Here is a 24,910-nt window from a genome sequence, read left to right on the forward strand (position 1 = left end):
CGCTGAGCGGACACGCGGCGAGAGGATCGAGAGACGTGAGCGGAGCCGAAGCGGCCAACGACGAGATCCGGTTCGAGCGGCGGGGCGCGCTCGGCCTCGTCACCCTCGACCGGCCGAAGGCCCTGAACGCGCTCTCCCTCGGGATGATCGGCGCGCTGCACGCGCAGCTCGACGCCTGGGCGTTAGATGCCGGCATCACCCGCGTGGCGATCCGCGGCGCCGGGGGGCGCGCCTTCTGCGCCGGCGGCGACATCCGCCACATCCACGCCTGCGGCCAGGCGGGACGCTTCGACGAGGTGTTCGCGTTCTGGCAGGCCGAGTACCGCCTCGTCGCCCGGATGCAGCGCTACGAGAAGCCGATCGTCGCGCTGATCGAGGGCGTGGTGATGGGCGGCGGCGTCGGCATCTCGCTCCACGGGGCCCACCGCGTCGCCTCGGAGACGTACGTCTTCGCCATGCCCGAGGTCGGGATCGGCCTGTTTCCCGATGTCGGGATGACCTACGCCCTGCCGCGCCTGCCCGGCCGCGTCGGCACCTATCTCGCGCTCACCGGCAGCCGGGTCGGCCCGGGCGACGCGCTCGCCCTCGGCCTGGCCACCGCCTACGCGCCCGCCCGGGATTTCGCCGCGATCCTCGACCGGCTCGCCCAGGGCGGCCCGATCGCGGCCGCGCTCGAGACCGGCGCCGCGCGCCCGCCGACCGGGCCGCTCGTCGCCGAGCGCGGCCTGATCAACGACGTGTTCGCCGCCGACGACGTCGCGGACATCCTGCGACGGCTGGACGGCGCGGCCGCATCGGGCTCGACCTTCGCCGCGGAGACCGCGGCCGTGATGCGCACCCGCTGCCCGACAAGCCTGTGCATCGCCCGCGAGCAGATGCGGCGCGGGCTGGATCTCGATTTCGCCGACGCGGTGCTGACCGAATACCGCCTCGTCACCCGCCTGATGCGCGGGCATGACTTCTTCGAGGGCGTCCGCGCCGTGCTGATCGACAAGGACGGCCGGCCGGACTGGCGGCCGGCGACGCTCGAGGCCGTCGACCACGCCGCGGTCGCCGCTGCCTTCGGGCCGTCCGAGGCGCCGGAGCCTCGGTTCGCCTGATGCGCAAGGTCGGACGCATCACCCGCGGCAGCGCAGTCGGCGAGGCCCCGAGCGACCGCATCGAGCGGCGCTCGGCCGCGCCCAAGAGCACCTGGGACACGGTGCTGGTCTGGTTCATGCGGCTGACGGCCTTGGCGTGGCTCGCCAAGAGCGTGCTCTCCTTCGCGACGATCCTCGATGTGGTGCCGGGGCACCGCCCGTTCGCACTGGAGCCGTTCGGGCGCCAGGCGGCGCTGATCTACTTCGCGGTGATTGACGCCAACGCGGCGATCGGCCTGTGGCTCACCAGCGCCTGGGGCGGCGTGGTCTGGCTGCTGGCGGTGACCTCGATGCTGACGCTCGCCGTCCTGACGCCGCAACTGTTGCAGACGCCGCTGATTCTGGTCTTGGTCGAGTCCAGTATCGTGATCTTCTACTTCGTTTTTTCTTGGCTCGCGGCACAGGAAGCGCGGTAAACGAGTAGTTATACGAATCACTTCACTTTGCATTTACCGACAGAAGTAAATCGCGAATTCATCCTGTCTCTTAGAGCGGTTTTCATCTCCGCCGCCTAGTTTCACCCCATGAGCGGTGCCGGACGGCAGAAGGCTCCGGCAGAACAATTCGGGCGAGGCACAAGATGAAGTCCCAGGCCGTCAAGATCTCGGATACCAACACCGCTCCCGAGACCGGAGCCGTCGCCGGCTCGTATCTCGAAGCCCTGCACCTCGTCGAGCGCTTGCACCGCCGCCTGCTTGACGTGATCAAGGACGAGTTCGAGCGTCGCGGCCGCGAGGACGTCAACAGCGTTCAGGCGCTGCTGCTCTACAACATCGGCGACAAGGAACTCACCGCCAGCGAGCTGCGGACCAAGGGCTACTACCTCGGCTCCAACGTCTCCTACAACGTCAAGAAGCTGGTCGAGGCCGGCTACCTGCACCACGCCCGCTCGAAGACCGACCGCCGCTCGGTGCGCATCAGCCTCACCGACAAGGGCCGGATGGTCCACGACATCATCCAGGGCCTCTACGACAAGCACGCCCGCACCATCCAGCCGATCGGCGGCATCTCCGACGACGATTTCGGCCGGCTCAACACCGCCCTCAGCCGCCTGGAGCGGTTCTGGACCGACCAGATCCGCTACCGTCTCTGAGACCTCGGTCACGCCGAACACAACGACGCCGGCCGCCCGCGAGGGACGGCCGGCTTCGTTGTTTCACGCCCGGCACCAACGCAAAACGCCGCCCCCGAGGGAGCGGCGCTCACGAGACCGGCCGCATCGGCGGCCGATCGAAAGCTCAGTTGAAGGTGTCGATCTCGGCCGACTCGTAGCTGGTGACTTCCATGCCGACACAGATCTCGGAAACGACGGGGGCGGACCAAGCCATGTGAATTCTCCTGAATGGGATGCGGGCGAAAGGGACGTCTAGCCGGCTCGCTCGCGAGCCGGTCATCGGCTCAGTTGAAGGTGTCGATCTCGGCGGACTCGTAGCTCGTCACTTCCATGCCGACGCAGACTTCCTGAACGATGGGGGCGGACCAGGCCATGGCGTTTCTCCTCGTGAACTTCGATGACCGGAAGATAGGCGATACCTTGGGCGCAATACAAGCGGGCGCTACACTTATATTTCTCATAGGATCCCCGAGAGAGCGCTCGGTCGCCCCGGCATTCATCTCCAAAACGCCGAATTCGGCTTTTAGATCAGGTAGATGGTGGCGGTGGCGCCAAATCGCCAACCCCATTCCGCCCCCTGCCGCCACGCCCTTTCCGAGGGACGCGCTTTCGGCTTGACGCGTCGCACCGCCGGGCGCACAGGCTGCCGCGCGCGGATACGGCCGTCGGCATCCGCGCACGCCATTCCCACGAAGATTCGATGCCCAGCGACACGCCAGACCGATCGTCCGAGCCGTGGCCGGCCGCACGCCGCGATCCCGCCTGAGCCCCTGAAGGGCTCGCGCCGGGCTCCGCCGCGCAGCCGGTCGCGGCCGGTGCCGTACGGCGCGCCGCCGGGCCCGCGAGGCGAGGCCCATGGTTGAACAGGTCCCCCCCCTGCCGGTCCTCGACGCGGTCGTGCCGATCGATCCGCGCGTCGACCCCTCCGTCCTGGCTGCGCGCCTCTCCGACGAGCGTGCGCCCGACATCGTCGAGGCGCTGAACGCCGAGGCGCCGGAGGTCGCCGCCGCGATCCTGCTCGGCCTGCCGCACGATCGCGCGATCGAGGTGCTCGACCAGCCCGAGCTCGACGACGCCGCCGACATCATCGAGATGCTGCCGCGCGACCGCGTCGCCACCTACCTGTCGGGCATGTCGGCCGACCGCGTCACCGACGTGTTCCGCGAGATTGAGGAGCCCGGCCGCTCGGACCTGCGCGCCCGCCTCGACGCCGAGACCCGCGGCGCGGTCGACCGCCTCAGCGCCTACGGCGAGGAGACCGTCGGCTCGCTGATGACCACCGAGTTCGTCACCGTGCCCGGCACCTGGACCGTGGCGCAGACCCTCGACCACATCCGCCGCGTCGAGAAGACCCGCGAGACGATCTATGCGATCTTCGTGCTCGACCCGCGCACCCGCGCGCTGACCAAGGCGGTGCCGCTGCGCCGGCTGATCTCGGGCAACCCCGAGGACAACGTGCTCTCGGTCGCCGCCGGCCGCCGCCCGCTCGCGGTGTCGCCGACGGCGAGCCGCGAGGAGGCCGCCCGGCTGATCTCGAAATACGACCTGCTCGCCCTGCCGGTGGTCGACGCGGTCGGCCACCTGATCGGCATCGTCACCGTCGACGACATGATCGACGCGATGGTCGAGAAGCAGACCCAGGACGTGCAGCGCTTCGGCGGCATGGAGGCGCTGCCCGAGCCCTACATGGACATCGGCTTCATGACGATGATCCGGAAGCGCGCCGGCTGGCTCTGCGCGCTGTTCCTCTCCGAGATGCTGACCGCCTCGGCGATGCAGGGATTTGAGGGCGAGCTCGAGAAGGCGATCGTCCTGACGCTGTTCATCCCGCTGATCATGAGCTCGGGCGGCAATTCCGGCAGCCAGGCGACCTCGCTGCTGATCCGCGCGCTGGCGCTGCACCAGATCCGCCTGCGCGACTGGTGGCGGGTGGCCCTGCGCGAGCTGCCCACCGGCCTCGTGCTCGGCGGCATCCTCGGGGTGATCGCCGTGGTGCGGATCGCGATCTGGCAGAAGACCGGCCTGTACGATTACGGCGAGCACTGGCCGCTGGTGGCGGCGACCGTCGGCGGCGCGCTCGTCGGCATCGTCACCTTCGGGTCGCTGTCGGGCTCGATGCTGCCGTTCCTGCTGCAACGGCTCGGCTTCGACCCGGCGACCGCCTCGGCGCCCTTCGTGGCGACGCTCGTCGACGTGACCGGCCTCGTCATCTACTTCTCGGTGGCGTTGCTGATCCTGCGCGGCACGCTGCTCTAGCGCCGCGTCCGCTGCCGTTGCCGACCGGTCAGCAACGGAAACTTCGCAGTCCGGGCCGACGTAGGGCGGACGATGCAGGCGTCGTCCACGAAGGCGCCGCCGGCAAGACGTGACTTCGGAGCGCGACCGTGACCCTGCCCCTGCTGAGCCGCCCGGTCCTCGACGACCTCGGCGGCGTGATCGGCGCCGAGAAGCTCCGGCGCCTGATCGTCCGGTTCACGGACAGCCTGCGCACCGCGTTCCCGGCCGGAAGCCGCCCGCCGGGCGAGATCGCGCGGGAGGCGCACACCCTGATCTCGATGTCGGGCATGCTCGGCTGCGAGCGGCTGTCCACGGCCTGCCGGGCTCTCGAAGCGGAGGCGAAGGACGGCGCCGACCTGGCGCCCGCGCTCGCCGAGATCCGCGACCTGCGCGACGAGACCGTGCGCGCGCTGGAAGACGTCGCGCAAACGTCCTGACGCTGCGCCGCGTATTCAGTTTCGTGACGATCGGCATGCCACGGTCGCGCGGAACGGGTTCTGGGTGAGCGGGATGATGGTGGCGACGACGCAGATGCCGGAACGACGGAGGGTCGGCCTCGTGCCGAATCGCCTCGCCGGCCGGCTGCCGCAAGCGCTCGTGGCGACGGGGGGCCTCGTCTTCCTCGCGCTCGTTTGGCTCGGCCTGCTGTTCCATCTTGAGCAGCGCCGCGAGGGCGAAATGCTGCAGGCGCGGCGCGACGTGCTGAACCTGTCGATCGCGCTGGCCGAGCAGGTCTCGCGCCTGATCGAGGGCGTCGACCAGGTGATGCGCCTGATCGAGGCCGACTACGCCGACGATCCCGAGACCTTCGATTTCGCCCGCTGGTCGAAGCGCGCCACGATGCTGGCCGAGAGCGCGCGCCAGATCGCGATCTTCGACGCGAACGGCGACCTCGTCGCCACGCGCGACGCCGTGCCCTCCGCCCTCAGCAGGACCAACGTCGCGGACAGGCCCTACTTCCGGTCGCTGGCCGACAATCCCGAAGCCGGCCTCTATATCGGGCGCACCATCCGCGGCCGCCTGATGGATACCTTCACCTTCAACCTCGCGCGCCGGCTGACGCGCCCGGACGGCAGCTTCGGCGGCGTCCTCATGGTGGCCGTCGACCCGGACTACCTCGCCCGGCGCTTCAAGGCGCTCGACGTCGGCGCCGACGCGGTCGTCGGGCTGTTCGGCCGCGACGGCTACGTCCGTATCCGCGAGCCGGCGATGCCGGGCATGTACGAGCGCGACCTGTCCCGGCGGCTCGACGGTCAGGGCCTGTTCGCGCGCCTGTCCGAGGCGCCGGCGGGAACCTACGCGGTCGAGAGCGGCCTCGACGGGCGCGCGCGCATCTTCGGATATCGCGCCACGGAGAACCTTCCGCTCGTCGTCACGGTCGGCAAGTCGGTGGAGGTCGTGCTCGCGCCGCTCGTCGCGGAGCGGCGCAACGCGCTGGCGGTCGGCGCGGTCGCGAGCGCGGTCATCCTGCTCGGATGCCTGGTGCTGCTGCGCGAGCTCGAGCGCCGGCGGCGGCGCGAGGCGCTGCTGGTCGAGACCCACCGTGCCCTCGGCGAGGCCGAGACGCTGTTCCGCGGCGTGTTCGAAAACGCCACCGACCACCTCTTCGTCCACGCCGTCGCGGCCGATGGCAGCTTCGCCCTCGAGACCCTGAACCCGAGCGCCGCCGCGCTGATCGGGCACTCGCAGCAGGCCGTCCGCGGCAAGACCCCGGAAGAGGTGATGCCGCCCGACATGGCCGCGATCGTGCGGGCCGACATCGAGGGTGTGATCCGCTCCGGCGAGCCAGCGCGGCGCCAGGAGGAGCGGGTCGGCGGCGACGGGACCCACCGCTTCGAGGTGATCTTGGTGCCCCTGCGCGAGGCCGGCGGCCGCCGCGTGGCGCGCGTCTTCATCAGCGTGCGCGACATCACCCATCTGCGCCGGGCCGAGGAGGCGATCGCGCTGAGCGAGGCGCGCTACCGCCTGCTCGCCGACAACGCCAGCGACATGATCGTCCAGGTCGGCCTCGACGGCCGGCGGATCTACGCGTCGCCGGCCTCGCACGCGCTGCTGGGCCTGGCGCCGCAGGACCTCGTCGGGACGCGGCCGGAGGACGAGGCCCATCCCGACGACGCAGGCGCGCTCTCGGCGATGATCGCCCGCCTCTCGGGAGGCGAGGCCGAGACCGCGGTGGCGACCTATCGCCTGCGCCGGGGCGACCGCTCCTACATCTGGGTCGAGGGCTCGTGGCGCCTGGTGCGGGACGCCGCCGGCCGACCCGCCGGCTTCGTCGCCTCGGTCCGCGACGTCGATGCGCGCCATCAGGCGGAGGACGCCTTGCGGTCGAGCGAGGCGCGCTACCGGGCGCTCGCCGACACGCTGCCGCAGCTCGTCTGGATCGTGCGGGCCGAGGATGGCCTCGCCGCCTACGTCAACCAGCGCTTCGAGGCCTATTACGGGCCGATCGGGACCGGCCTTGCCGAAAGGCTCGCGGCCAACCACCCGGACGATGCCGGGCGCATGGAGGCGGCCCGGGCGGCGGCCGTTCGCGACGGGCGCGGGCACGAGATCGAAGGCCGGCTGCGCCGGCACGACGGCACCTATCGCTGGCACAAGATCGTGATGATGCCGATCCGCGAGGCGGGCACCATCGTCGGCTGGCTCGGCACCGCCCTCGACATCGACGACATCATCACCGCGCGCCGGGCCCTGGAGGAGACCAGCGACCTGCTGCGCCTTGCCCAGGACGCGGCCGAGGCGGGCTCCTGGGACCTCGACCTCGTCGCCGGTTCCGTCCTGCTCTCGCCCGAGAGCGCGCGGCTGCACGGGCTGTCGAGCACCGAACCCCTGCGCATGCCGATCGAGGCTTGGAAGGCCCTGGTGATGCCCGAGGACCGGGAGCGCGCCCTGGCGGACGCCGCCGAGGCGATCGCCTCGCGCCGCAGCTTCGTGATGGAGTTCAGGATCACGGGCGGCGACGGCGTCGAGCGCTGGCTGCAGAGCATCGGCCGCGCCTACTACGATCCCGCCGGGCGGCCCGTGCGGGTGATCGGCCTGAACCTCGACGCGACCGATCGCAAGCAGGCCGAGCTCGCGCTGCAGGCGGCCAAGACCGCCGCGGAGGCCGCGCGCCTGGAAGCCGAGCGCGCGAGCCTCGCCAAGACCGACTTCCTCGCCGCGATGTCCCACGAGATCCGCACCCCGCTGAACGCGGTGATCGGCTTCACCGACCTGCTGGCGCGCTCCGAGCGGCTGGCGCCCGACCAGCAGCGCCACGCCGAGCTGGCGCGCTCGTCGGGCTCCGCCCTGCTCACCGTGGTCAACGACATCCTCGACTTCTCGAAGGTCGAGGCCGGCGCGATCGATCTCGAGCAGCGCGCCTTCGCGCCGGCGGCGCTGGCCGACAACGGCCTGTCGATCGTGCGCGGGCTCGCCTCCGCGAAGGGTCTCACCGTGATCGGCCGGATCGACCCGGACCTGCCGCCCAGCCTCGTCGGCGACGAGGCCCGGCTGCGCCAGATCCTGCTCAACCTCCTGAACAACGCGGTGAAGTTCACCCGGCGCGGCAGCGTCACCCTCGCGGTGCGCCATGCCGGCACCACGCCCGCCGGCGAGACCATCCGTTTCAGCGTCAGCGATACCGGCATCGGCATCCCGCAGGCCAAGCAGCACCGGCTGTTCGAGCGCTTCTCGCAGGTCGACAATTCGGTGAGCCGCGATTTCGGCGGGACCGGCCTCGGCCTCGCGATCTGCCGGCGCCTCGTCGAGCTGATGGGCGGGACGATCGGCGTCGCCTCCGACGACGGCGAGGGCTCGACCTTCTGGTTCACGGTGACGCTGCCGCGCGGCGTCGACGTCGACGCACCCACCGCCGTGCCGGCCGTCGTCGCGTCGCACGCCACCGGGCACATCCTCCTGGTCGAGGACGTCGAGATCAACCAAGAGCTGGCGCGACTGGTGCTGGAGGCCGCCGGCCACACCGTCGACGTGGTCGCCGACGGCGCCGCCGCCGTGATGGCGGTGGAGGACGGCGCGTTCGACCTCGTGCTGATGGATGTGCAGATGCCGGGCATGGACGGCATCACCGCGACGCGGATGATCCGCCGCCTGAAAGGCCCGGCGGCGAACGTGCCGGTGATCGCGATGACCGCCAACGTGCTGCCGGCCGAGGTGCGCCAGTTCCGCGAGGCCGGCATGGACGACCACGTCGGCAAGCCGTTCGACCGCGCGGTCCTCTACGCCGCCATCGCACGCTGGCTTCCGGGCCGCGACGCCGCGCCGGTGCGGCGGGCGGTGAACGGCTGACCCGGATCGCGGCTGCGGTGCCTGCGTCGATCGCCCTGCCCTGCCGCCCGCCCTACGACTGGCCGGCGATGCGCGACTTCCTCGCCGGCCGGGCGATCCCCGGGATCGAGGCGGTGGGCCCGGATCGTTACGCGCGCACCATCGCCGTCGCAGGGCGAACCGGATCGATCGCGATCACGCCCGGCGGCGATGGGCTCGTCGCGATCGTGACGGGCGTGGCGGAGGCCGAGCTTCCCGGAATCGCGGCCCGGCTCCGGCGCCTGTTCGATTGCGACGCCGACCCGGCGGCGATCGGCGCGCATCTCGCGACCGATCCTCGTCTCGGGCCCCTCGTCGCCGCGCGGCCCGGCTTGCGGGTGCCGGGGGCCTGGGACGGGTTCGAGCTCGGCGTCCGCGCGATCCTCGGGCAGCAGGTCTCTGTGGCGGCCGCGACCCAGCTCGCCGGGCGGCTCGTCGCCGAGCTCGGAACGCCCCTCCCGGCCCTCGCCGAACCCGGCCTGACCCATGTCTTCCCGACCGCCGAGCGGGTGGCCGCGGCGGACGTCGCGCAGATCCTGACGATGCCGCGTGCGCGCGGCGCCGCGATCCGGGCGCTCGCGGCGGCGAGCCTCGCCGAGCCCGATCCGTTCGCGCTCGACCAGGACCTCGCCACCGCCGTGGCCCGCCTGACCGCGATCCGCGGGATCGGGCCTTGGACAGCGCAGTACATCGCGATGCGGGCGTTGCGCGCGCCGGACGCGTTTCCGCCCGGGGACGTCGGCCTGCTGCAGGCCCTCGATGGCGGCGCCGGGCGCCCGAGCCCGGCGGAGCTGCTGCTGCGCGCCGAAGGCTGGCGCCCGTACCGCGCCTACGCGGCGTTGCACCTCTGGGCGGTCGATGCGGCGCGGCCAGCGGATTGAGGAGGACGCCGTGCGCGCCCAGGATGCCCGCCGGATTCGAGAGCAAGGGACGGGATGCGGCCCGTGAGCGAGCAGCGCATGACGGGGAGACCGCGCGGGCCGCATCCGGCCCCGATCATCGATGAGGCTGCGATGCCGACGACCGAGGCCACCCGTCCCGATCTCTCAGCGGATGCCATGCGGCGCGAAGCCGTGTCGGCGCGAGACGCGGCGTACGATGGCCGCTTCGTCTACTCGGTCCGCAGCACCGGCGTGTATTGCCGACCGAGCTGCCCGTCGCGCGCGGCGCGTCCCGAGAACGTCGCGTTCCACGCCACCTGCGCCGAGGCCGAGGATGCGGGCTTCCGTCCGTGCAGGCGCTGCCGGCCGAACGAGGCGTCGCCCGATGCGAGGCGTGCCGCGGCGATCGCCGGCGCCTGCCGCCTGATCGACGAGGCCGAATCGCTGCCCGCGCTCGCTGTTCTCGCCCGCGCGGCCGGGATGAGCCCGTTCCACTTCCATCGGGTGTTCAAAGCGACGACCGGCGTGACGCCGAAGGCCTACGGCGAGGCCCGCCGGGCCGAACGGATGGCGAAGACCCTGCCGAGCGCCGGCAGCGTCACGCACGCGGTCTACGAGGCGGGCTACGGGGCGGCGAGCCGCTTCTACGCCGGGGCCGGCGAGCGGCTCGGCATGGCGCCCGCCGCCTACCGCAAGGGTGGGACCGGCGAGACCATCCGCTTCGCGGTCGGCCCGTGCAGCCTCGGCGCGATCCTCGTCGCGGCTACCGCCCGCGGCGTCTGCGCGATCCTGCTCGGCGACGATCCGGACGCGCTGCTGCGCGACCTGGAGGACCGCTTTCCGAACGCGACGCTCGCCGGCGGCGACGCCGCATTCGAGGCGCTGGTCGCGCAGGTCGTCGGCCTGGTCGAAGCGCCGGGGCGCCCGGCGGACCTCCCCCTCGACATCGGCGGCACGGCCTTCCAGCAGCGCGTCTGGGACGCCCTGCGCAGGATCCCGGCGGGGACGACCGCGAGCTACGCCGAGATCGCCCGGAGCCTCGGCACGCCGGCGGCGGTGCGGGCCGTCGCCCGCGCTTGCGGCGCCAACGCCCTCGCCGTCGCGATCCCCTGCCACCGGGTGGTGCGGACGGACGGAGCCCTGTCCGGCTACCGTTGGGGCATCGAGCGCAAGCGGGCACTGCTGAAGCGCGAGGGGGTGGTACGGTGAGCGGATAAGCCTCGCAATCGCGTTCGAGCTCTTCCCTCCCCCTTTCGAGGGAAGGGGTGGCCCGCGAAGCAAGTCGGGAGAGGGAGCGCCGGATTCGGAGAAGCCGCTCCCCCTCTTCCGGCGATCCAGAACCAAGCCCTCTCTACCGACCGAACCGCTCGAACTTCGGGAAGCTCCGGGTCATCAGCGTGCCCGCATCGGTGCGGTGGCCCATCCACTTCTCCAGCACGCCGGCGTTGGCGAGGCGCGGCTGGGGGGAGCCGTCGCGCCAGGGCAGGCCCTCGGCCAGGGCGAAGACGCAGGCGTCGACGAGGGTCGATTGCCGGCAGCGCTGGAGGCGCACGCCCTTGCCGCGCACGAGCTCGGTCAGCTCGGTGATCGGGAAGACCAGCAGCAGCTTGTCGGAACTCGTCACCGCGACGTGGTCGCCCTCAGCCGGCACCAGCAGCACCGCCTTGGCGTCCCCGTCGAGGCCCAGGATGCCCTTGCCCTTGCGGGTGTTGGCAACCAGCCCGTCGGACGGCGCGAGGAAGCCGCGCCCGTCAGAGCCGGCGATCAGCAGGCGGGTCTCGGGGCGATAGGGCAGCGCCGCGACGATCTCGGTGCCGTCGTCGAGGTCGACCATCAGCCGGATCGGATCGCCGAAGCCGCGGCCGCCCGGCAGCTTCGAGGCGTCGAGCGTGAACACCTTGCCGTTCGAGGCCAGCACCAGGATCTTGGCGGTGGTCTCGCTCGGGAAGGCGATCTTGATCTGGTCGTCGCCCTTGAAGGCGACGCCCGACAGGTCGGCGACGTGGCCCTTCAGCGCGCGGATCCAGCCCTTCTCCGAGACGATGACGGTGATCGGCTCGCGCTCGACCATCGCGGCCGTGAAGTCGATGCCCGCAGTGTCGGGCGGGTTCTGCAGCGTCGTGCGGCGGGCGCCGAGCTTGGTGTCGGGCCCGAACGCCTTCTTCACCTGGCGGACCTGCTGGGTGATCGCCTTCCACTGCGCGGCATCCGAGCCGAGCAGCGCCTCGAGCCCGTCCTTCTCGCGCGTCAGGGTCTCCAGCTCGCGCTTCAGCTCCATCTCCTCGAGCTTGCGCAGGGAGCGCAGCCGCGTGTCGAGGATCGCGTTGGCCTGGACCTCGGTCAGCCCGAAATGCGCCATCAGCGCCGGCTTTGGCTCGTCCTCCTCGCGGATGATGCGGATCACCGCGTCGAGGTCGAGGTAGACGATGAGCAGGCCGTTCAAGATCTCGAGCCGGCGCTCGATCTGCCCGAGCCGGTTGCGCGAGCGCCGCTGCAGCACGACGCGGCGATGGTCGAGCCATTCGCGCAAAGCCTCGGCGAGCCCGATGACGCGGGGCACGAGGCCGCCGACCAGCACGTTCATGTTGAGCGGGATCCGGGCTTCCAGCTCGGTCAGCCGGAACAGCGATTCCATCAGGATCACCGGGTCGACGCTGCGCGAGCGCGGCTCCAGCACGACGCGCACGTCCTCGGCCGATTCGTCGCGCACGTCGGCGAGCAGCGGCAGCTTCCTCTCCTGCAGCAGCTCGGCGAGCTTCTCGATCAGCCGCGCCTTCGGGATGCCGTAGGGGATCTCGGTGACCACGATGTTCCAGGTGCCGCGGCCGAGGTCCTCCTTGGTCCAGCGGGCGCGCACGCGAAAGGCGCCGCGGCCGGTGCGGTAGGCTTCGGCGATCGATTCGGCCGAGTCGATCAGGATGCCGCCGGTGGGGAAGTCCGGCCCCTGCACGAAGCTGACGAGCTGCGCCGAGGTCGCCTGCGGGTTGGCGATCAGGTAGAGCGCCGCGTCGCAGAGCTCGGCCGCGTTGTGCGGCGGGATCGAGGTCGCCATGCCGACCGCGATGCCCTGGCTGCCGTTGGCGAGGAGGTTCGGAAACGCCGCCGGCAGGACGGAGGGCTCGTCCTTCTCGCCGTTGTAGGACGGGCGGAAATCGACCGTGTCCTCGTCGAACCCGTCGAGGATCAGCCGCGCGACCTCGGTGAGCCGCGCCTCGGTGTAGCGGTAGGCGGCCGGGCCGTCGCCATCGATGTTGCCGAAGTTGCCCTGGCCGTCGACCAGCGGATAGCGCTGCGCGAAGTCCTGGCTCAGCCGAACCAGCGCGTCGTAGATCGCCTGATCGCCGTGCGGGTGGAAGTCGCCCATCACGTCGCCGACGATCTTGGCGCACTTCTTGTGCGCGGTGTTCGGATCGAGCCGAAGCAGCCGCATGCCGTAGAGGATGCGGCGGTGCACCGGCTTGAGCCCGTCGCGGGCATCGGGCAGCGCCCGGTGCATGATCGTGGAAAGCGCATAGGCGAGGTAGCGCTCTTCCAGCGCGGACTTCAGCTCGACGCTCTCGATGCCGTCCCCGGTCGGCGGCTCGAAGGGCTGGCCCATCACGGCTCCGTTCTCAGATGTTTCATGTGGAACATAACACGAACATCACGGCGCGGCATCCAGGCCGGCCGCGACGAATCGTGAGCGTTCCTCGGGGACGGGCAGCGCCCGCGGACCCCAGATGTGCTGGGTGAGGAAGTAGCCGGTCAAGGTAAACCCATTCCGCACGTCGTCCGGGCCCTCCAACCGCCCGCCGTCGCGCAGGAAGGCCGGCAGCGCCAGCAGGCGGTCGCGGTAGGGCTCCCCGGCCGAGGCGCTGACGGCGCGCCCGCTCTTCGGCGAGACGTAGATCAGGGCGTCGTTCCCGCCTGTGGCGGCGCAGGCGCCGAGATCGAGGCCGAAGCCGAGCTCGGCCAGGATCGCCAGCTCGAACCGCACCATCAGCACCGGGGCGATCGTGCGGTCGTCCAGGTGGCCGATCAGGACCCGGGCCGCCTCGAACATCTCGGGATGCGGATCGCGCTCGGGCAGCAGGCGCAGGAGGGCGGCGAGGTGGCCGACGCCGTAGAGCGCCAGGCCGGAGCCGATCAGCCGCGACAGGGCCGATTCGAGCGGCTCGACCGCGAAGGCGCCGAGGCCGTCGTCGAGCCGCGCGCGCCAGGTCGCGCGGACCAGGTTCCCGGGCTGCAGCACCGGCTGCAACCGGCGCGAACGCCCGCCATGGACGAGGCCGAGATGACGCCCGTGCGCGCGGGTCATCGCCTCGAGGACGACGCCGGTCTCGCCCTGCCTGCGCACGCCGAGCACGAGCGCGTCATCCGTCCACTGCATCCGCCGTACATAGGCGTTCTTGGTGTGCGGCGTGAGGGTGCGTGTTTCCTAGGACTGAAAGCCGCGGTAGCTTCGGGCATTGGGAGAGGTTGCGGGGATTGGATGCTGGTGCGGAATTCGATCTCGGGACCCGCTGCGCGTCCCACTCGGCGGGCATTTCGACGGTCCGCGCCCATCCTCGCCATCACCGTGATCCTCACCGGTTGCATAGGGCGCGGCGAGGCGCCCTCCCCCGCCGCCCAGGCGTCGTCAAAACCCGTCCGCGAGCGCATCGCCGCCCTCGCCCTGCGGCAGGTCGCGTTCGGGTCGGTCTCGCTGCTGCCGGTGCGGTTCGAATCGAGCCGGATCGCCGGGCCGTTCGAGGATGGCGGGCGCACGCTCTACTGCGTCTCGAGCCACATGAAGGGTCGCACCTTCGGCAAGGGCGAGCGACCCAAGGTCGTGATCCGCGAGGACAAGGCGGCGAACGCGCTCACGGCGATCGACGACGACGAGGTCTGCCAGGGCCACCGCACAGAGCCGTTCCCGGAGCTGGAGACCGTGGGCAACGCGAAGGCCGGCACCATCGGGGGCTGATCCGGGTTGTTCCGGCTCCGTCCTTGCTCCCCCGGACCGATGCGAAGCACGCCGCTCGCCCTCTCCCTCGACCTGATCGCCCGCGCCCACGCCGTTCCCGTCGCCGACGACGAGAGCGCGCTGCAGGTGATGACCGACGAGGAGCTGAAGCCCGGCCTCGACGCGATCATCGAGCAGCGCGGCGGCGCCGGCGACCTCTGGGTGTTCGCCTACGGCTCGCTGATGTGGCGGCCGGAATTCGCCTTCGCCGAGAGCCGGATCGGCACGGTGCGCGGCTTCCACCGGCGCTTCTGCCTGCTGCAACGGCGCTTTCGCGGCACGCCGGAGCGGCCCGGCTTCGTGCTCGCGCTGGACCGCGGCGGCTCGTGCCGGGGCGTCGCGTTCCGCTTGGCCGGAACCAACCTGCGCGAGACGCTGATGCCAGTCTGGCGCCGCGAGATGCGCGGGCGCGGCTACGTCGCGCGCTGGCTGCCGGTCGCGACGGAGGCCGGAACGGTCTCGGCGCTGACCTTTCTCGTGAACCGCGCGAGCGACCGCTATTCCGGTCGCCTGACGGAGGCCGAGATCGCTGACCGGATCGCGGTCGCGTCCGGGCATCTCGGGCCGAGCGCCGAGTACCTGTTTCGCACGGTCGAGGCCTGCGAGGCGCTCGGCATCCGCGACCGGCACCTCTGGAACCTGCAGGCCCTGGTCGCCGCCCGCCTGGATCTCGGCCATCCAATCTCGGGCGGCGCACCGGGATAGGCTCGCGGCGGCGAGAGCGGACGCCTCCATCGATGCGGCCTCAGACCCAGGCGCGCTTCAGCGCCGTCACGACGCGGCCGCCGCCATGCTCCGCATCCGGGTTGCGCAACTCGCGCAAGCCCGGCGCCCGGCCCGTCGTCAGGTAGACGACCACCGTCAGCGCCAGCACCACCTTCGTCCGCATCGACCCCGTCCCGCTTGGTTAAGCAAGGCTGTGTAGGATCGGTCGGTTTTGAGGAGGTTGCGCCGGCGCACATCGACCGGACCGAATGCCTGTTTCCCCTTGGCATGGTAAAGAGGACGTTACGAGGTCCCTATCGAATCATCTTCGTGCAGTTGTATTGCGATCACGTTGCTACAATGGCAGGTATACTGTTTATAAATTTAAATCAGGATTTATATTCAGTCGCATGAGATGAAGGTCTTTCATGGAGTGATCCAGTCGATGCTTACGAGATCGATCCGGTCGGCCTTGGTCGTGTTGCTCACGTCCGTTGCAAGCGCTTCGGCGTGCGATGTCCCGATACCGACGCGCGGTTCTTTCGTTGAATGGCCGACCCGATTTCTCGTTGGCAAGGTGGAGGTACTTCAGGTCCGGACGATATCCATGATGGAACGGTATGCGCGAGTTCGTCTCATCGAACCGGTCAGAGGCGAACTCCCGCGCGAATTCGGCGTTCTTTATGATGTTACGAGTTGCGGTGGGTATTTCGCAAAAGGTAAAATCAAAATCGCTGGCTTCATCCTTCTTCCACCGGAGGAGCAGACGAAACACTATCGCTACATGACGAATTCGCTAGTCGGGAGCTGGACGCAAGCGATATTCATCGACCGCGGAGCTCATCTAATTGAATAAACCATTTCTTGTTTGCTCAAAGATGCAAAGTGATCGTCTCAAGGCTCTCCTTGCGAGGTCCTGATACGAATTTTCTGGGATCCAGATTCTATAGGTGCTCGCCACACTGGGCCGGTGGCGGGCTCAGGCTCCTCACGATCAGTTCACCTCCACCTGGATCACGCCCGGCACGGCGCGCAGCATCCCGGCGATCTGCGGGGTGGCTTGGTACTTGTCGCGCAGCTTGATCTCGACCTCGCGCTCGCCGCCGTCCAGCAGCAGGATCAACGAGACCTCGCCCTCGCCGCGCATGGCGAGGCGCTGCTGCACGGCGCCGATCGGGCCCTCGTCGCGCAGGTAGATCCGCATGCCCTTCTGGTAACGCGCCACCGCCGCGTCGAGCGGCTCGGCGGCGAGGATCCGGGCGCGCACGTCCTCGCCCTCGAGGTTGGCCTGGAGCTGGAGAACCAGCGGCTGGCCGGGTTCCAGGATCTCGCGGTAATGCCCGAGGCCTTCGGAGAAGATGATCGCCTCGAAATGCCCGGTCTGGTCCGAGAGCGTGACGATGCCGAGCTTGTTGCCGGTCTTGGTGCGGCGCTCGGAACGGTCGAGCACCGAGGCCGCGACCTTGCCGACGCTCGAGGTGCCGGCGCGAACCGAGCGGCAGAACTCGGCCCAGCTCTGCACCCGGAGCTTGCCCAGCAGATCCTGATACTCGTCGAGCGGGTGCCCCGAGACGAAGAAGCCGATCGCGTCGTACTCGCGCTTGAGCTTCTCGGCCATCGGCCAGCCCTCGTAGGCCGGGATGCGCAAGCTCACGTCGGTGGAGGTGACGCCGCCGAACATGTCGGCGATGCCGGCGCTCTCGGCTTCGGCCGCGCCCTGCGCCAGCTTCATCATCGGCTCGACCGCGGCGCAGGCCTTGGCGCGGTCCGGCTCGATGTCGTCCATCGCGCCGGCGGCGACCAGGCTCTCGAGCGTGCGCTTGTTGACGTGGCGCGGGTTGAGCCGGCGGGCGAGGCAGGCGAGATCCTTGAACGGGCGCTCGCCGCGCGCCTCGACGATCGACTTCACCGCCTCGCGACCGACGCCCTTGATCGCGGCGAGCGCGTAGCGGATGCGCCCGACGCCATTATCGTCGACATGGACCTCGAAGGTGACGCCGGAGGTGTTGATCGAGGGCGGTTCGACGACGATCTTGAGCCGCTGCGCGTCCTGCCGGAATTCGGCGAGCTTGTCGGTGTTGTCCATGTCGAGGTTCATCGCGGCGGCGAGGAACTCGACCGGATGGTTCGCCTTCAGGTAGGCGGTCTGGTAGGTCAGCAGGGCGTAGGCCGCCGCGTGGCTCTTGTTGAAGCCGTAATCAGCGAACTTGGCCAACAGGTCGAAGATCTCGTTGGCCTTCGGCTTGGTCAGCCCGCGCTCGACGCAGCCCTTCACGAAGCGGTCGCGCTGGGCGTCCATCTCGGCGCGGATCTTCTTGCCCATGGCGCGCCGGAGCATGTCGGCCTCGCCGAGCGAGTAGCCGGCCAGGAGCTTGGCGATCTCCATCACCTGCTCCTGGTAGACGATGATGCCGAAGGTCTCCTTCAGCGCCGGCTCCAGCTTGGGATGCGGGTACCACGCCGCCTCGTTGCCGGCGTCGCGACCGAGCTTGCGCTCGCAATAGACCGGGATGTTGGCCATCGGGCCCGGCCGGTAGAGGGCGACGAGCGCGATGATGTCCTCGAAGCGGTCGGCCTGCATCTCGCAGAGCGCCTTGCGCATGCCGGCCGATTCCACCTGGAACACTCCGACCGTCTCGCCCCGGCCCATCGGCTGGTAGGTCTCGGGCTGATCGAGCGGCAGCGCCGCGAGGTCGATCTCGATGCCGCGTTGCTTGAGCAGGTCCGTGCAGCACCTGAGCATCGTCAGCGTCTTGAGGCCGAGGAAGTCGAACTTCACCAGGCCCGCGGCCTCGACCCACTTCATGTTGAACTGGGTCACCCGCATCCCGGTCTTCGGGTCGCGGTAGAGCGGCACCAGCTGCTCCAGCGGCCGGTCGCCGATGACCACGCCGGCCGCGTGGGTCGAGGCGTGGCGGTGCAGGCCCTCGAGCTTCTTGGCGATCTCCATGAGGCGAGCCACGATCGGCTCCTCCTCGATCGCCTGCTGCAGCTTCGGCTCGCCCTCGATCGCCTGGACCAGGGTCACGGGATTGGCCGGGTTCTGCGGCACCAGCTTGGTCAGCTTGTCGACCTGCCCGTAGGGCATCTCGAGCACGCGGCCGACGTCGCGCAGCACCCCGCGCGCCTGCAGCGTGCCGAAGGTGATGATCTGCGCCACCTGCTCTTGGCCGTAGCGCTCCTGCACGTACTGGATCACGCGCTCGCGCCCCTCGACGCAGAAGTCGATGTCGAAGTCCGGCATCGAGACGCGCTCGGGGTTGAGGAAGCGCTCGAACAGCAGGCCGAAGCGCAGCGGGTCGAGGTCGGTGATCAGCAGCGCGTAGGCGACGAGCGAGCCCGCACCCGAGCCGCGGCCCGGGCCGACGGGGATGTCGTGGTCCTTGGCCCACTTGATGAAGTCGGAGACGATCAGGAAGTAGCCCGGGAACTTCATCCCGACGATCACGTCGAGCTCGAAGGCCAGGCGGTCGCGGTAGGCCTGCTCGGTAAAGCCCTCGCACGGCCCGTGCTGCCTCAGGCGCAGGGCGAGGCCGGCCTCGGCCTGGCGGCGCAGCTCGGTCGGCTCGTCGGCGGCGACCTCCACCGGCACCGAGGGCGCTGCCTCGGCGAGCGCGTCCTGCATCGGCGCGGTCCCGCCCGCCGCCACCCGCGAAAAGTTCGGCAGAATCGGCTTGCGGGTGCGGACGCGGACCGCGCAGCGCATCGCGATCTCGACCGTCGCCTGCAGGGCGTCCGGCAGGTCGGCGAACAGCTCGGCCATCTCGGCCCGGGTCTTGAAGCCGTGGCGCGCGGTGAGCTTGCGGCGGCGGTCGTCGGAGACGACGCGCCCGTCGGCGATCGCGAGCAGCGCGTCGTGGGCGTCGTAATCGCCCGCCTTGCCGAAGAACGGCTCGTTGGCGGCGGCGATCGACAGGCCGTCGCGGTCGGCCATGCGCAGCAGCTCGGCCTCGATCCGACCCTCGTCGTCGAGGCCGTGGCGCTGGAGCTCGACGTAGAGCCGGCTCTCGCCGAAGGTGGTGCGCAGGGCGGCGAGCCGCGCCTCGGCGAGGTCTGGGCGGCCGGCGCGCAGCGCCGCGTCGAGCGGGCCGGTGAAGCCGCCGGTGAGCGCGATCAGGCCCGCCGACGATTCGGCGAGCGCCGCGGCGCTCACGCAGGGCGCCTCGCCGAGCCCGGTGTCGAAGTAGGCGCGGCTCGCCAGCCGCAGCAGGTTGCCGTAGCCGGTCTCGTTCTGCGCCAGCACGACGAGGCTGCCGGCGGGCCGCGCCACCCGTGCCATCGGGTCGACGGCCTCGAACGCCACCGAGAGCTGCATCCCGGCGATCGGCTGGATGCCGCTGCCGGCGGCCTTCTCGGAAAACTCGAGCGCGCCGAACAGATTGTTGGTGTCGGTCAGCGCCAGCGCCGGCTGGTGGTCGGCCAGAGCCGACTTGACGATGTCGCCCACCTTGAGGGCGCCCTCGAGCAGGGAATAGGACGAGTGGACGTGGAGGTGGACGAATCCGACCTCCTTGAGCTGGCGCGCCATGACGGTCCTTGTGCGGGTGCCCCAGAGATCCGTCCTTCGGCCGCAGGAGTCGATGGCCGGCAGGCCGCGATTGCCGATATCCACCGCCGATGTGGCGTTTCGGACGCGCGGCCTGCGACCGATTATCCTGTGCACGGGCAGTCCGGCCGCCCGCGCCGAAGGCATCCCTCAACGGATCGGGGCCAAGGCTACCGCCCAACCCGCCACCGCGACCGCGAGCAGCCCGAAGGCCATGAACTCCGCGACGCCGACCAGAACCATCCGCTTGAGCATGTCGGGCACTCCGTTTCGATGACCCTACTTTGTTCCTGTTTTGTTCCATGTAAAGCGCGAGCGTCGGCGACCTGGCGATAGGGTTGACGAAACGTGAAGCCCGAAGCGCTTCCTCGCGGCCGGACCCCTCGGGCGGGATCGCCGACCTCGGGCATGGTCCTGCGAACGCCGGGCGGGGGATGGCGTCCGTCGCCCCGCTCCGCCCGCGGCGCCCTACAGGTAAAGGAGGCAGGCGAGCAGGAAGACGCTCTCGACGAGGAGCACCAGGAAGATGATCGTCGTCACGGCGGGATCCCGACCGACGAGGGAGCGCGCTGTGATCGGCTCGGACACGACGGGCACTCCGCTTTCTGGGGGCGCGGCGGCTCCTCGCGGCATGGAAGCCTGACGCGCGGCCGCGACGAAAAGCACCTTCGCCGGGAGGTCGGGGGACGTTGACCGGCGAAGGTGCCGCCGGAGGAGAAACGCTGTCCCGGCCCGCCGTGAATGCCATCGATCGGACGGGCGAGCCTTCACGCACGTTAAGACTTCTATAGATTTTCCAAACGTCAATCTGCAACAGTTCCGGCGCCACAGCGAGCGAATGCTTGCCTCTGTACCAAGCGGAGCCTTCGTTCGACGGCACGGAGCGGCCGCGCCGTCGAAGCGCCGATCGCCGTGGGAACGTCGGTTCAAGGTTTCGGTACGCCGGGCGTTCAGAGACGGGGGCGCCGATCTGTCAGGGCCGGCCGGGTTGGGGCTTGTGGCCCGATTCGAAGCGGGAGTACGCTCGGACCGCCCAGCCACGCGACGACGTCGGCGGGCTTAGGGAGTGGAACATTGGATTTTTCCCCGTCCTCGACGCAGGAGCTCTGGCTCAAGCGCGTGCGCGACTTCATGGCCGCCGAGGTCTATCCGGCGCTCGACGCCGTGAAGGCCGAGACGGCACAGTCCGTGCCCGACCGCTGGGCGCCCTCCGCGGCGATCGAGGGCCTGAAGGCGAAGGCGCGCGCGGCGGGCCTGTGGAACCTGTTCCTGCCGCCCTCGCCCGAGCACGACACCGATGCGTTCCACGGCGCCGGGCTGACGAATCTCGACTACGCGCGCTGCGCCGAGGAGATGGGCCGGGTGGCCTGGGCCTCGGAAGTGTTCAACTGCTCGGCCCCCGACACCGGCAACATGGAGGTGCTGCACCGCTACGGCAGCCCGATGCACAAGGAGCGCTGGCTCAAGCCGCTGATGGCGGGCGAAATCCGCTCCGCCTTCCTGATGACCGAGCCCGAGGTCGCCTCGTCGGACGCGACCAACATCGCGACCTCGATCCGCCGCGACGGCGACCATTACGTGATCAACGGCCGCAAGTGGTGGTCGACCGGCGTCGGCGACCGGCGCTGCAAGGTCGCGATCGTGATGGGCAAGACCGACCCCGACGCCCCGCGCCACCAACAGCAATCGCAGATCTTCGTGCCCCTCGACGCGCCCGGCGTCGAGATCAAGCGCCTGCTCTCGGTGTTCGGTTACGACGAGGCCCCGCACGGCCACGCCGAGGTCACCTTACGCGACGTGCGCGTGCCGGCCGAGAACCTGATCCTCGGCGAGGGCCGCGGCTTCGAGATCGCGCAGGGGCGCCTCGGCCCGGGCCGAATCCACCACTGCATGCGCACTATCGGCGCGGCCGAGGCCGCCCTCGAGGCGATGGTGCGGCGCCTGCTCGCGCGCACCGCCTTCGGCAAGCGGCTGGCCGACCAGTCGGTGTGGGAGCAGCGCGTCGCCGAGGCCCGCATCGACATCGAGATGACGCGCCTGCTCTGCCTGAAGGCGGCGGACATGATGGACAAGGTCGGAGCCAAGGCGGCCAAGCTCGAGATCGCGATGATCAAGGTCGCCGCCCCGCGCATCGCGCTGAAGGTGCTCGACGACGCGATCCAGGCCCATGGCGGCGCCGGCGTCTCCGACGACTTCGACCTCGCCCGCACCTACGCCCACATCCGCACCCTGCGGCTCGCCGACGGGCCGGACGAGGTCCACAACCGCTCGATCGCCCGCCTCGAATTCGCCCGCCACAGCAACGCGGGTCCCGCCGCGTGAGCGGGACGGGGGATTCTGCCTTCGCCGGCACCAAGGCGGTCGACCCACGCCACCGGATCGACGAGGGCGCCCTGGCGGCCTGGATGGCGGAGCACGTCGCCGGGTTCGACGGCCCGCTGACGCTGCGCCAGTTCAAGGGCGGCCAGTCGAACCCGACCTACCGGGTCGAGACCCCGGGGGGCGCCTACGTGCTGCGGCGCAAGCCCTTCGGCCCGCTGCTGCCCTCGGCCCACGCGGTCGAGCGCGAGTACCGCCTGATCCGGGCGCTGCACGGCACCGGCTTCCCGGTGCCGCGGGCGGACGCCCTGTGCGAGGATGCCGGCATGATCGGTGCGGCCTTCTACGTGATGGAGGCGGTCGAGGGCACGGTGCACTGGAATGCGGCCCTGCCCGAGCTGCCGCCGGCCGAGCGGCGCGACGTCTACGCGGGCATGATCACGACCCTCGCCCGCCTGCACCGGGCCGACCCCACCGCGATCGGGCTCGGCGATTACGGCCGGCCGGGCAACTACTTCGGCCGCCAGGTCGACCGCTGGACCAAGCAGTACCGCGCCGCCGAAGGCGACCGGCTCGAGGCGGCCGAGCGGCTGATCGCCTGGCTGCCGCGGACCGTGCCGGAGCAGGACCGGGTCTCGATCGTCCACGGCGACTTCCGCCTCGACAACATGATCTTCGCCCATGGCCGGGTCGCCGCGGTGCTGGACTGGGAGCTGTCGACGCTGGGCGATCCGCTCGCCGACTTCAGCTACCTTCTGATGCACTGGGTGCTGCCGGCGGACGGCCGCAGCGCGCTCGGCGGGCTCGATCTCCACGCACTCGGCATCCCGACGCAGGACGAGGCGGTGGCGCTCTACTGCCGCGAGACCGGTCGCGACGGCCTGCCCGACCTGAACTGGTACTTCGCCTACAACCTGTTCCGCCTCGTCGGCATCCTCCAGGGCATCGCCGGGCGGATGAAGGCCGGCACCGCCGCGAGCGAGCACGCCGCCGACATGGCCGCCCGCGTGCCGAAGCTCGCCGACGCGGCCTGGTCGTTCGCCGTGAAAGCCGGGGCCTGACCGCGATGGCGCGCGTCGTCGTGGTGACGGGCGCAGCCCAGGGCATCGGCCGGGCGCTGTGCGAGCGCTTCGCCGCCGACGGCGCCACGGTGATCGCCGCCGACGTCGACGCGGCCGGCGCCGCCGAGACCGCGGCGCGCATCGGCGGCGTCGCCGCGACCTGCGACGTCGGCGTGGCCGAGAGCGTCGCCGACCTCGTCGCGCGGACGATCCGGGAGCACGGGCCGGTCGAGGTCTATTGCTCGAATGCCGGCATCCTGCTGCGCGACCCCGATCCCGAGAATGCGGCCTCCGCGCCCGATGCCGACTGGGCGCGCGCCTGGGCGGTCAACGTGATGGCCCACGTCCACGCGGCATGCGCGCTGCTGCCGGATTGGATCGCCGGACGCGCGGGGACCTTCCTCGCCACGGTCTCGGCGGCCGGCCTGCTCAGCCAGATCGGCAGCGCGACCTATTCCACCACCAAGCACGCCGCCCTCGGCTTCTGCGAGCACCTCGCGATCACCCATCGCGACCATGGCATCCGCGTCGCCGCGCTCTGCCCGCAGGGGGTCGACACCGCGATGGTGCGCGGCGCCTCGGCGCGCGAGCCGGCGCTCCTCGACGGGCTGCTCAGCCCCGAAGCGGTGGCGGAGGCGGCGTTCGCCGGCCTCGCCGAGGGCCGCTTCCTGATCCTGCCGCACCCGCAGATCGCCGGTTACGTGCGCCGCAAGGCCGACGACCACGACCGCTGGATCGGCGGCATGGCCAAGCTCAGACGCGCGAGAGGATGATCCGATGTCGCTGTTCGATCTCACCGGCAAGGTCGCCGTCATCACCGGCTCGTCCCGCGGGATCGGGCGCGCCATCGCGCTCCGCATGGCCGAGCAGGGCGCGCGGGTGGTGGTGTCGTCGCGCAAGCGCGAGGCCTGCGACGCGGTCGTCGCCGAGATCGAGGCGGCGCACGGCGCCGGCCGCGCCATCGCGGTGCCGGCCAGCATCTCGGTGAAGGAGGACCTCGTCCGTTTGATCGGCGAGACCAACGACCGTTTCGGCGCGGTCGACACGCTGGTCTGCAACGCCGCGAGCAACCCGTATTACGGGCCGCTGGCCGACATCAAGGACGAGCAGTTCACCAAGATCCTGTCGAACAACATCGTCTCGAACCACTGGCTGATCCAGCTGGTGGCGCCGGCGATGATCGCCCGGCGCGACGGCGCGATCGTCATCGTCTCCTCGATCGGCGGCCTCAAGGGCTCGCCGGTGATCGGCGCCTACAACGTCTCGAAGGCGGCCGACATGCAGCTCGCGCGGAACTACGCGGTCGAGTACGGCCCGCACAACGTCCGGGTGAACTGCATCTGCCCCGGCCTCGTCCGCACCGACTTCGCCCGCGCCCTGTGGGAGGATCCGAAGGTCCTGGAATCCGCGACCTCGCTCGCGCCTTTGCGCCGCATCGGCGAGCCCGACGAGATCGCCGGTGCGGCGATCTTCCTCGCCTCCGCCGCGGGGCGGTTCACGACGGGCCAGGCCATCGTGGTGGACGGCGGCGTGACGATCGCCAGCGGGGCGATCGGGTAGACGCCGCGCATTGCCCTCC

The 24,910-nt window shown here is 70.5% G+C and carries 20 protein-coding genes; 14 read left to right on the forward strand and 6 right to left on the reverse strand.

Annotated features, from left to right (window positions below; genetic code table 11):
- Positions 1–35 precede the first annotated feature (35 nt).
- From FV227_RS00100 to FV227_RS00110, 3 genes are all read left to right on the forward strand, one after another.
- Positions 36–1,100, forward strand: coding sequence for an enoyl-CoA hydratase/isomerase family protein (locus FV227_RS00100; protein WP_147858063.1), 1,065 nt, complete (start codon positions 36–38; stop codon positions 1,098–1,100).
- Positions 1,100–1,555, forward strand: a complete 456-nt coding sequence (locus FV227_RS00105) for a DUF6163 family protein (RefSeq protein ID WP_147727218.1) — start codon at positions 1,100–1,102, stop codon at positions 1,553–1,555. The genes FV227_RS00100 and FV227_RS00105 overlap by 1 nt, the downstream gene beginning before the upstream one ends.
- A 164-nt stretch (positions 1,556–1,719) precedes the next feature.
- On the forward strand, positions 1,720–2,232 hold the full coding sequence (locus tag FV227_RS00110) for a winged helix DNA-binding protein (RefSeq protein WP_147727217.1): 513 nt from the start codon (positions 1,720–1,722) through the stop codon (positions 2,230–2,232).
- A 145-nt stretch (positions 2,233–2,377) separates the two neighbouring features.
- On the opposite strand, the gene pqqA (FV227_RS00115) is transcribed toward FV227_RS00110, so the two are convergent.
- Together pqqA (FV227_RS00115) and pqqA (FV227_RS00120) are read right to left on the reverse strand one after the other, a co-directional pair.
- Positions 2,378–2,467: a pyrroloquinoline quinone precursor peptide PqqA gene (gene pqqA / locus FV227_RS00115; protein WP_007559225.1), complete on the reverse strand. Its 90-nt coding sequence runs from the start codon at positions 2,465–2,467 to the stop codon at positions 2,378–2,380.
- Between the two features lie 70 nt (positions 2,468–2,537).
- Positions 2,538–2,627 carry a pyrroloquinoline quinone precursor peptide PqqA gene (pqqA, locus tag FV227_RS00120; RefSeq protein WP_147727216.1) on the reverse strand — a complete coding sequence of 30 codons (90 nt, stop codon included), beginning with the start codon at positions 2,625–2,627 and terminating at the stop codon, positions 2,538–2,540.
- Between the two features lie 481 nt (positions 2,628–3,108).
- Between pqqA (FV227_RS00120) and mgtE the strand changes: the two genes are divergently transcribed.
- The 5 genes from mgtE (at position 3,109) to ada (ending at position 10,925) form a co-directional block, all read left to right on the forward strand.
- Entirely contained in the window at positions 3,109–4,509 is a 1,401-nt protein-coding gene (mgtE, locus tag FV227_RS00125; protein ID WP_147727215.1) for a magnesium transporter, read from the forward strand.
- A gap of 128 nt (positions 4,510–4,637) precedes the next feature.
- Positions 4,638–4,967: an Hpt domain-containing protein gene (locus FV227_RS00130; protein WP_147727214.1), complete on the forward strand. Its 330-nt coding sequence runs from the start codon at positions 4,638–4,640 to the stop codon at positions 4,965–4,967.
- Positions 4,968–5,040: 73 nt separating this feature from the next.
- Positions 5,041–8,817 carry a PAS domain S-box protein gene (locus FV227_RS00135; protein ID WP_246686336.1) on the forward strand — a complete coding sequence of 1,259 codons (3,777 nt, stop codon included), beginning with the start codon at positions 5,041–5,043 and terminating at the stop codon, positions 8,815–8,817.
- Between the two features lie 17 nt (positions 8,818–8,834).
- Positions 8,835–9,716 carry an AlkA N-terminal domain-containing protein gene (locus FV227_RS00140; protein WP_147727212.1) on the forward strand — a complete coding sequence of 294 codons (882 nt, stop codon included), beginning with the start codon at positions 8,835–8,837 and terminating at the stop codon, positions 9,714–9,716.
- 132 nt (positions 9,717–9,848) lie between these two features.
- Positions 9,849–10,925 carry a bifunctional DNA-binding transcriptional regulator/O6-methylguanine-DNA methyltransferase Ada gene (ada, locus tag FV227_RS00145; protein WP_147858065.1) on the forward strand — a complete coding sequence of 359 codons (1,077 nt, stop codon included), beginning with the start codon at positions 9,849–9,851 and terminating at the stop codon, positions 10,923–10,925.
- Positions 10,926–11,067: 142 nt separating this feature from the next.
- Here ada and parC read toward each other — a convergent pair whose 3' ends face one another.
- Positions 11,068–13,314 (reverse strand): DNA topoisomerase IV subunit A, encoded by a 2,247-nt coding sequence (gene parC / locus FV227_RS00150; protein ID WP_147727509.1) that lies wholly within the window; start codon positions 13,312–13,314, stop codon positions 11,068–11,070.
- A gap of 45 nt (positions 13,315–13,359) precedes the next feature.
- Entirely contained in the window at positions 13,360–14,085 is a 726-nt protein-coding gene (gene recO, locus FV227_RS00155) for a DNA repair protein RecO (protein WP_147727508.1), read from the reverse strand.
- A 189-nt stretch (positions 14,086–14,274) separates the two neighbouring features.
- Between recO and FV227_RS00160 the strand changes: the two genes are divergently transcribed.
- Together FV227_RS00160 and FV227_RS00165 are read left to right on the forward strand one after the other, a co-directional pair.
- The gene (locus FV227_RS00160; RefSeq protein ID WP_243949633.1) at positions 14,275–14,661 is read left to right on the forward strand and encodes a hypothetical protein; all 387 of its coding nucleotides are present in this window, start codon (positions 14,275–14,277) and stop codon (positions 14,659–14,661) included.
- A 39-nt stretch (positions 14,662–14,700) separates the two neighbouring features.
- Positions 14,701–15,405 carry a gamma-glutamylcyclotransferase gene (locus tag FV227_RS00165; protein WP_147858066.1) on the forward strand — a complete coding sequence of 235 codons (705 nt, stop codon included), beginning with the start codon at positions 14,701–14,703 and terminating at the stop codon, positions 15,403–15,405.
- Positions 15,406–15,445: 40 nt separating this feature from the next.
- On the opposite strand, the gene FV227_RS28755 is transcribed toward FV227_RS00165, so the two are convergent.
- Positions 15,446–15,589 (reverse strand): hypothetical protein, encoded by a 144-nt coding sequence (locus FV227_RS28755; RefSeq protein WP_187274632.1) that lies wholly within the window; start codon positions 15,587–15,589, stop codon positions 15,446–15,448.
- A gap of 810 nt (positions 15,590–16,399) precedes the next feature.
- Positions 16,400–19,933 carry a DNA polymerase III subunit alpha gene (gene dnaE / locus FV227_RS00170; RefSeq protein ID WP_147858067.1) on the reverse strand — a complete coding sequence of 1,178 codons (3,534 nt, stop codon included), beginning with the start codon at positions 19,931–19,933 and terminating at the stop codon, positions 16,400–16,402.
- Positions 19,934–21,025: 1,092 nt separating this feature from the next.
- Between dnaE and FV227_RS00175 the strand changes: the two genes are divergently transcribed.
- The 4 genes from FV227_RS00175 to FV227_RS00190 are packed head-to-tail and all read left to right on the forward strand — an operon-like array spanning position 21,026 to position 24,891.
- The gene (locus tag FV227_RS00175; RefSeq protein ID WP_147729011.1) at positions 21,026–22,273 is read left to right on the forward strand and encodes an acyl-CoA dehydrogenase family protein; all 1,248 of its coding nucleotides are present in this window, start codon (positions 21,026–21,028) and stop codon (positions 22,271–22,273) included.
- Positions 22,270–23,331, forward strand: coding sequence for a phosphotransferase family protein (locus FV227_RS00180; RefSeq protein ID WP_246686326.1), 1,062 nt, complete (start codon positions 22,270–22,272; stop codon positions 23,329–23,331). Before FV227_RS00175 ends, FV227_RS00180 begins: the two co-directional genes overlap by 4 nt.
- A 5-nt stretch (positions 23,332–23,336) precedes the next feature.
- The gene (locus FV227_RS00185) at positions 23,337–24,104 is read left to right on the forward strand and encodes an SDR family NAD(P)-dependent oxidoreductase (RefSeq protein ID WP_147858068.1); all 768 of its coding nucleotides are present in this window, start codon (positions 23,337–23,339) and stop codon (positions 24,102–24,104) included.
- A gap of 4 nt (positions 24,105–24,108) precedes the next feature.
- Positions 24,109–24,891: an SDR family oxidoreductase gene (locus FV227_RS00190; protein WP_147726374.1), complete on the forward strand. Its 783-nt coding sequence runs from the start codon at positions 24,109–24,111 to the stop codon at positions 24,889–24,891.
- Positions 24,892–24,910 lie beyond the last annotated feature (19 nt).

The sequence above is a fragment of the Methylobacterium sp. WL119 genome, assembly GCF_008039875.1.
Classification (GTDB): Bacteria; Pseudomonadota; Alphaproteobacteria; order Rhizobiales; family Beijerinckiaceae; genus Methylobacterium.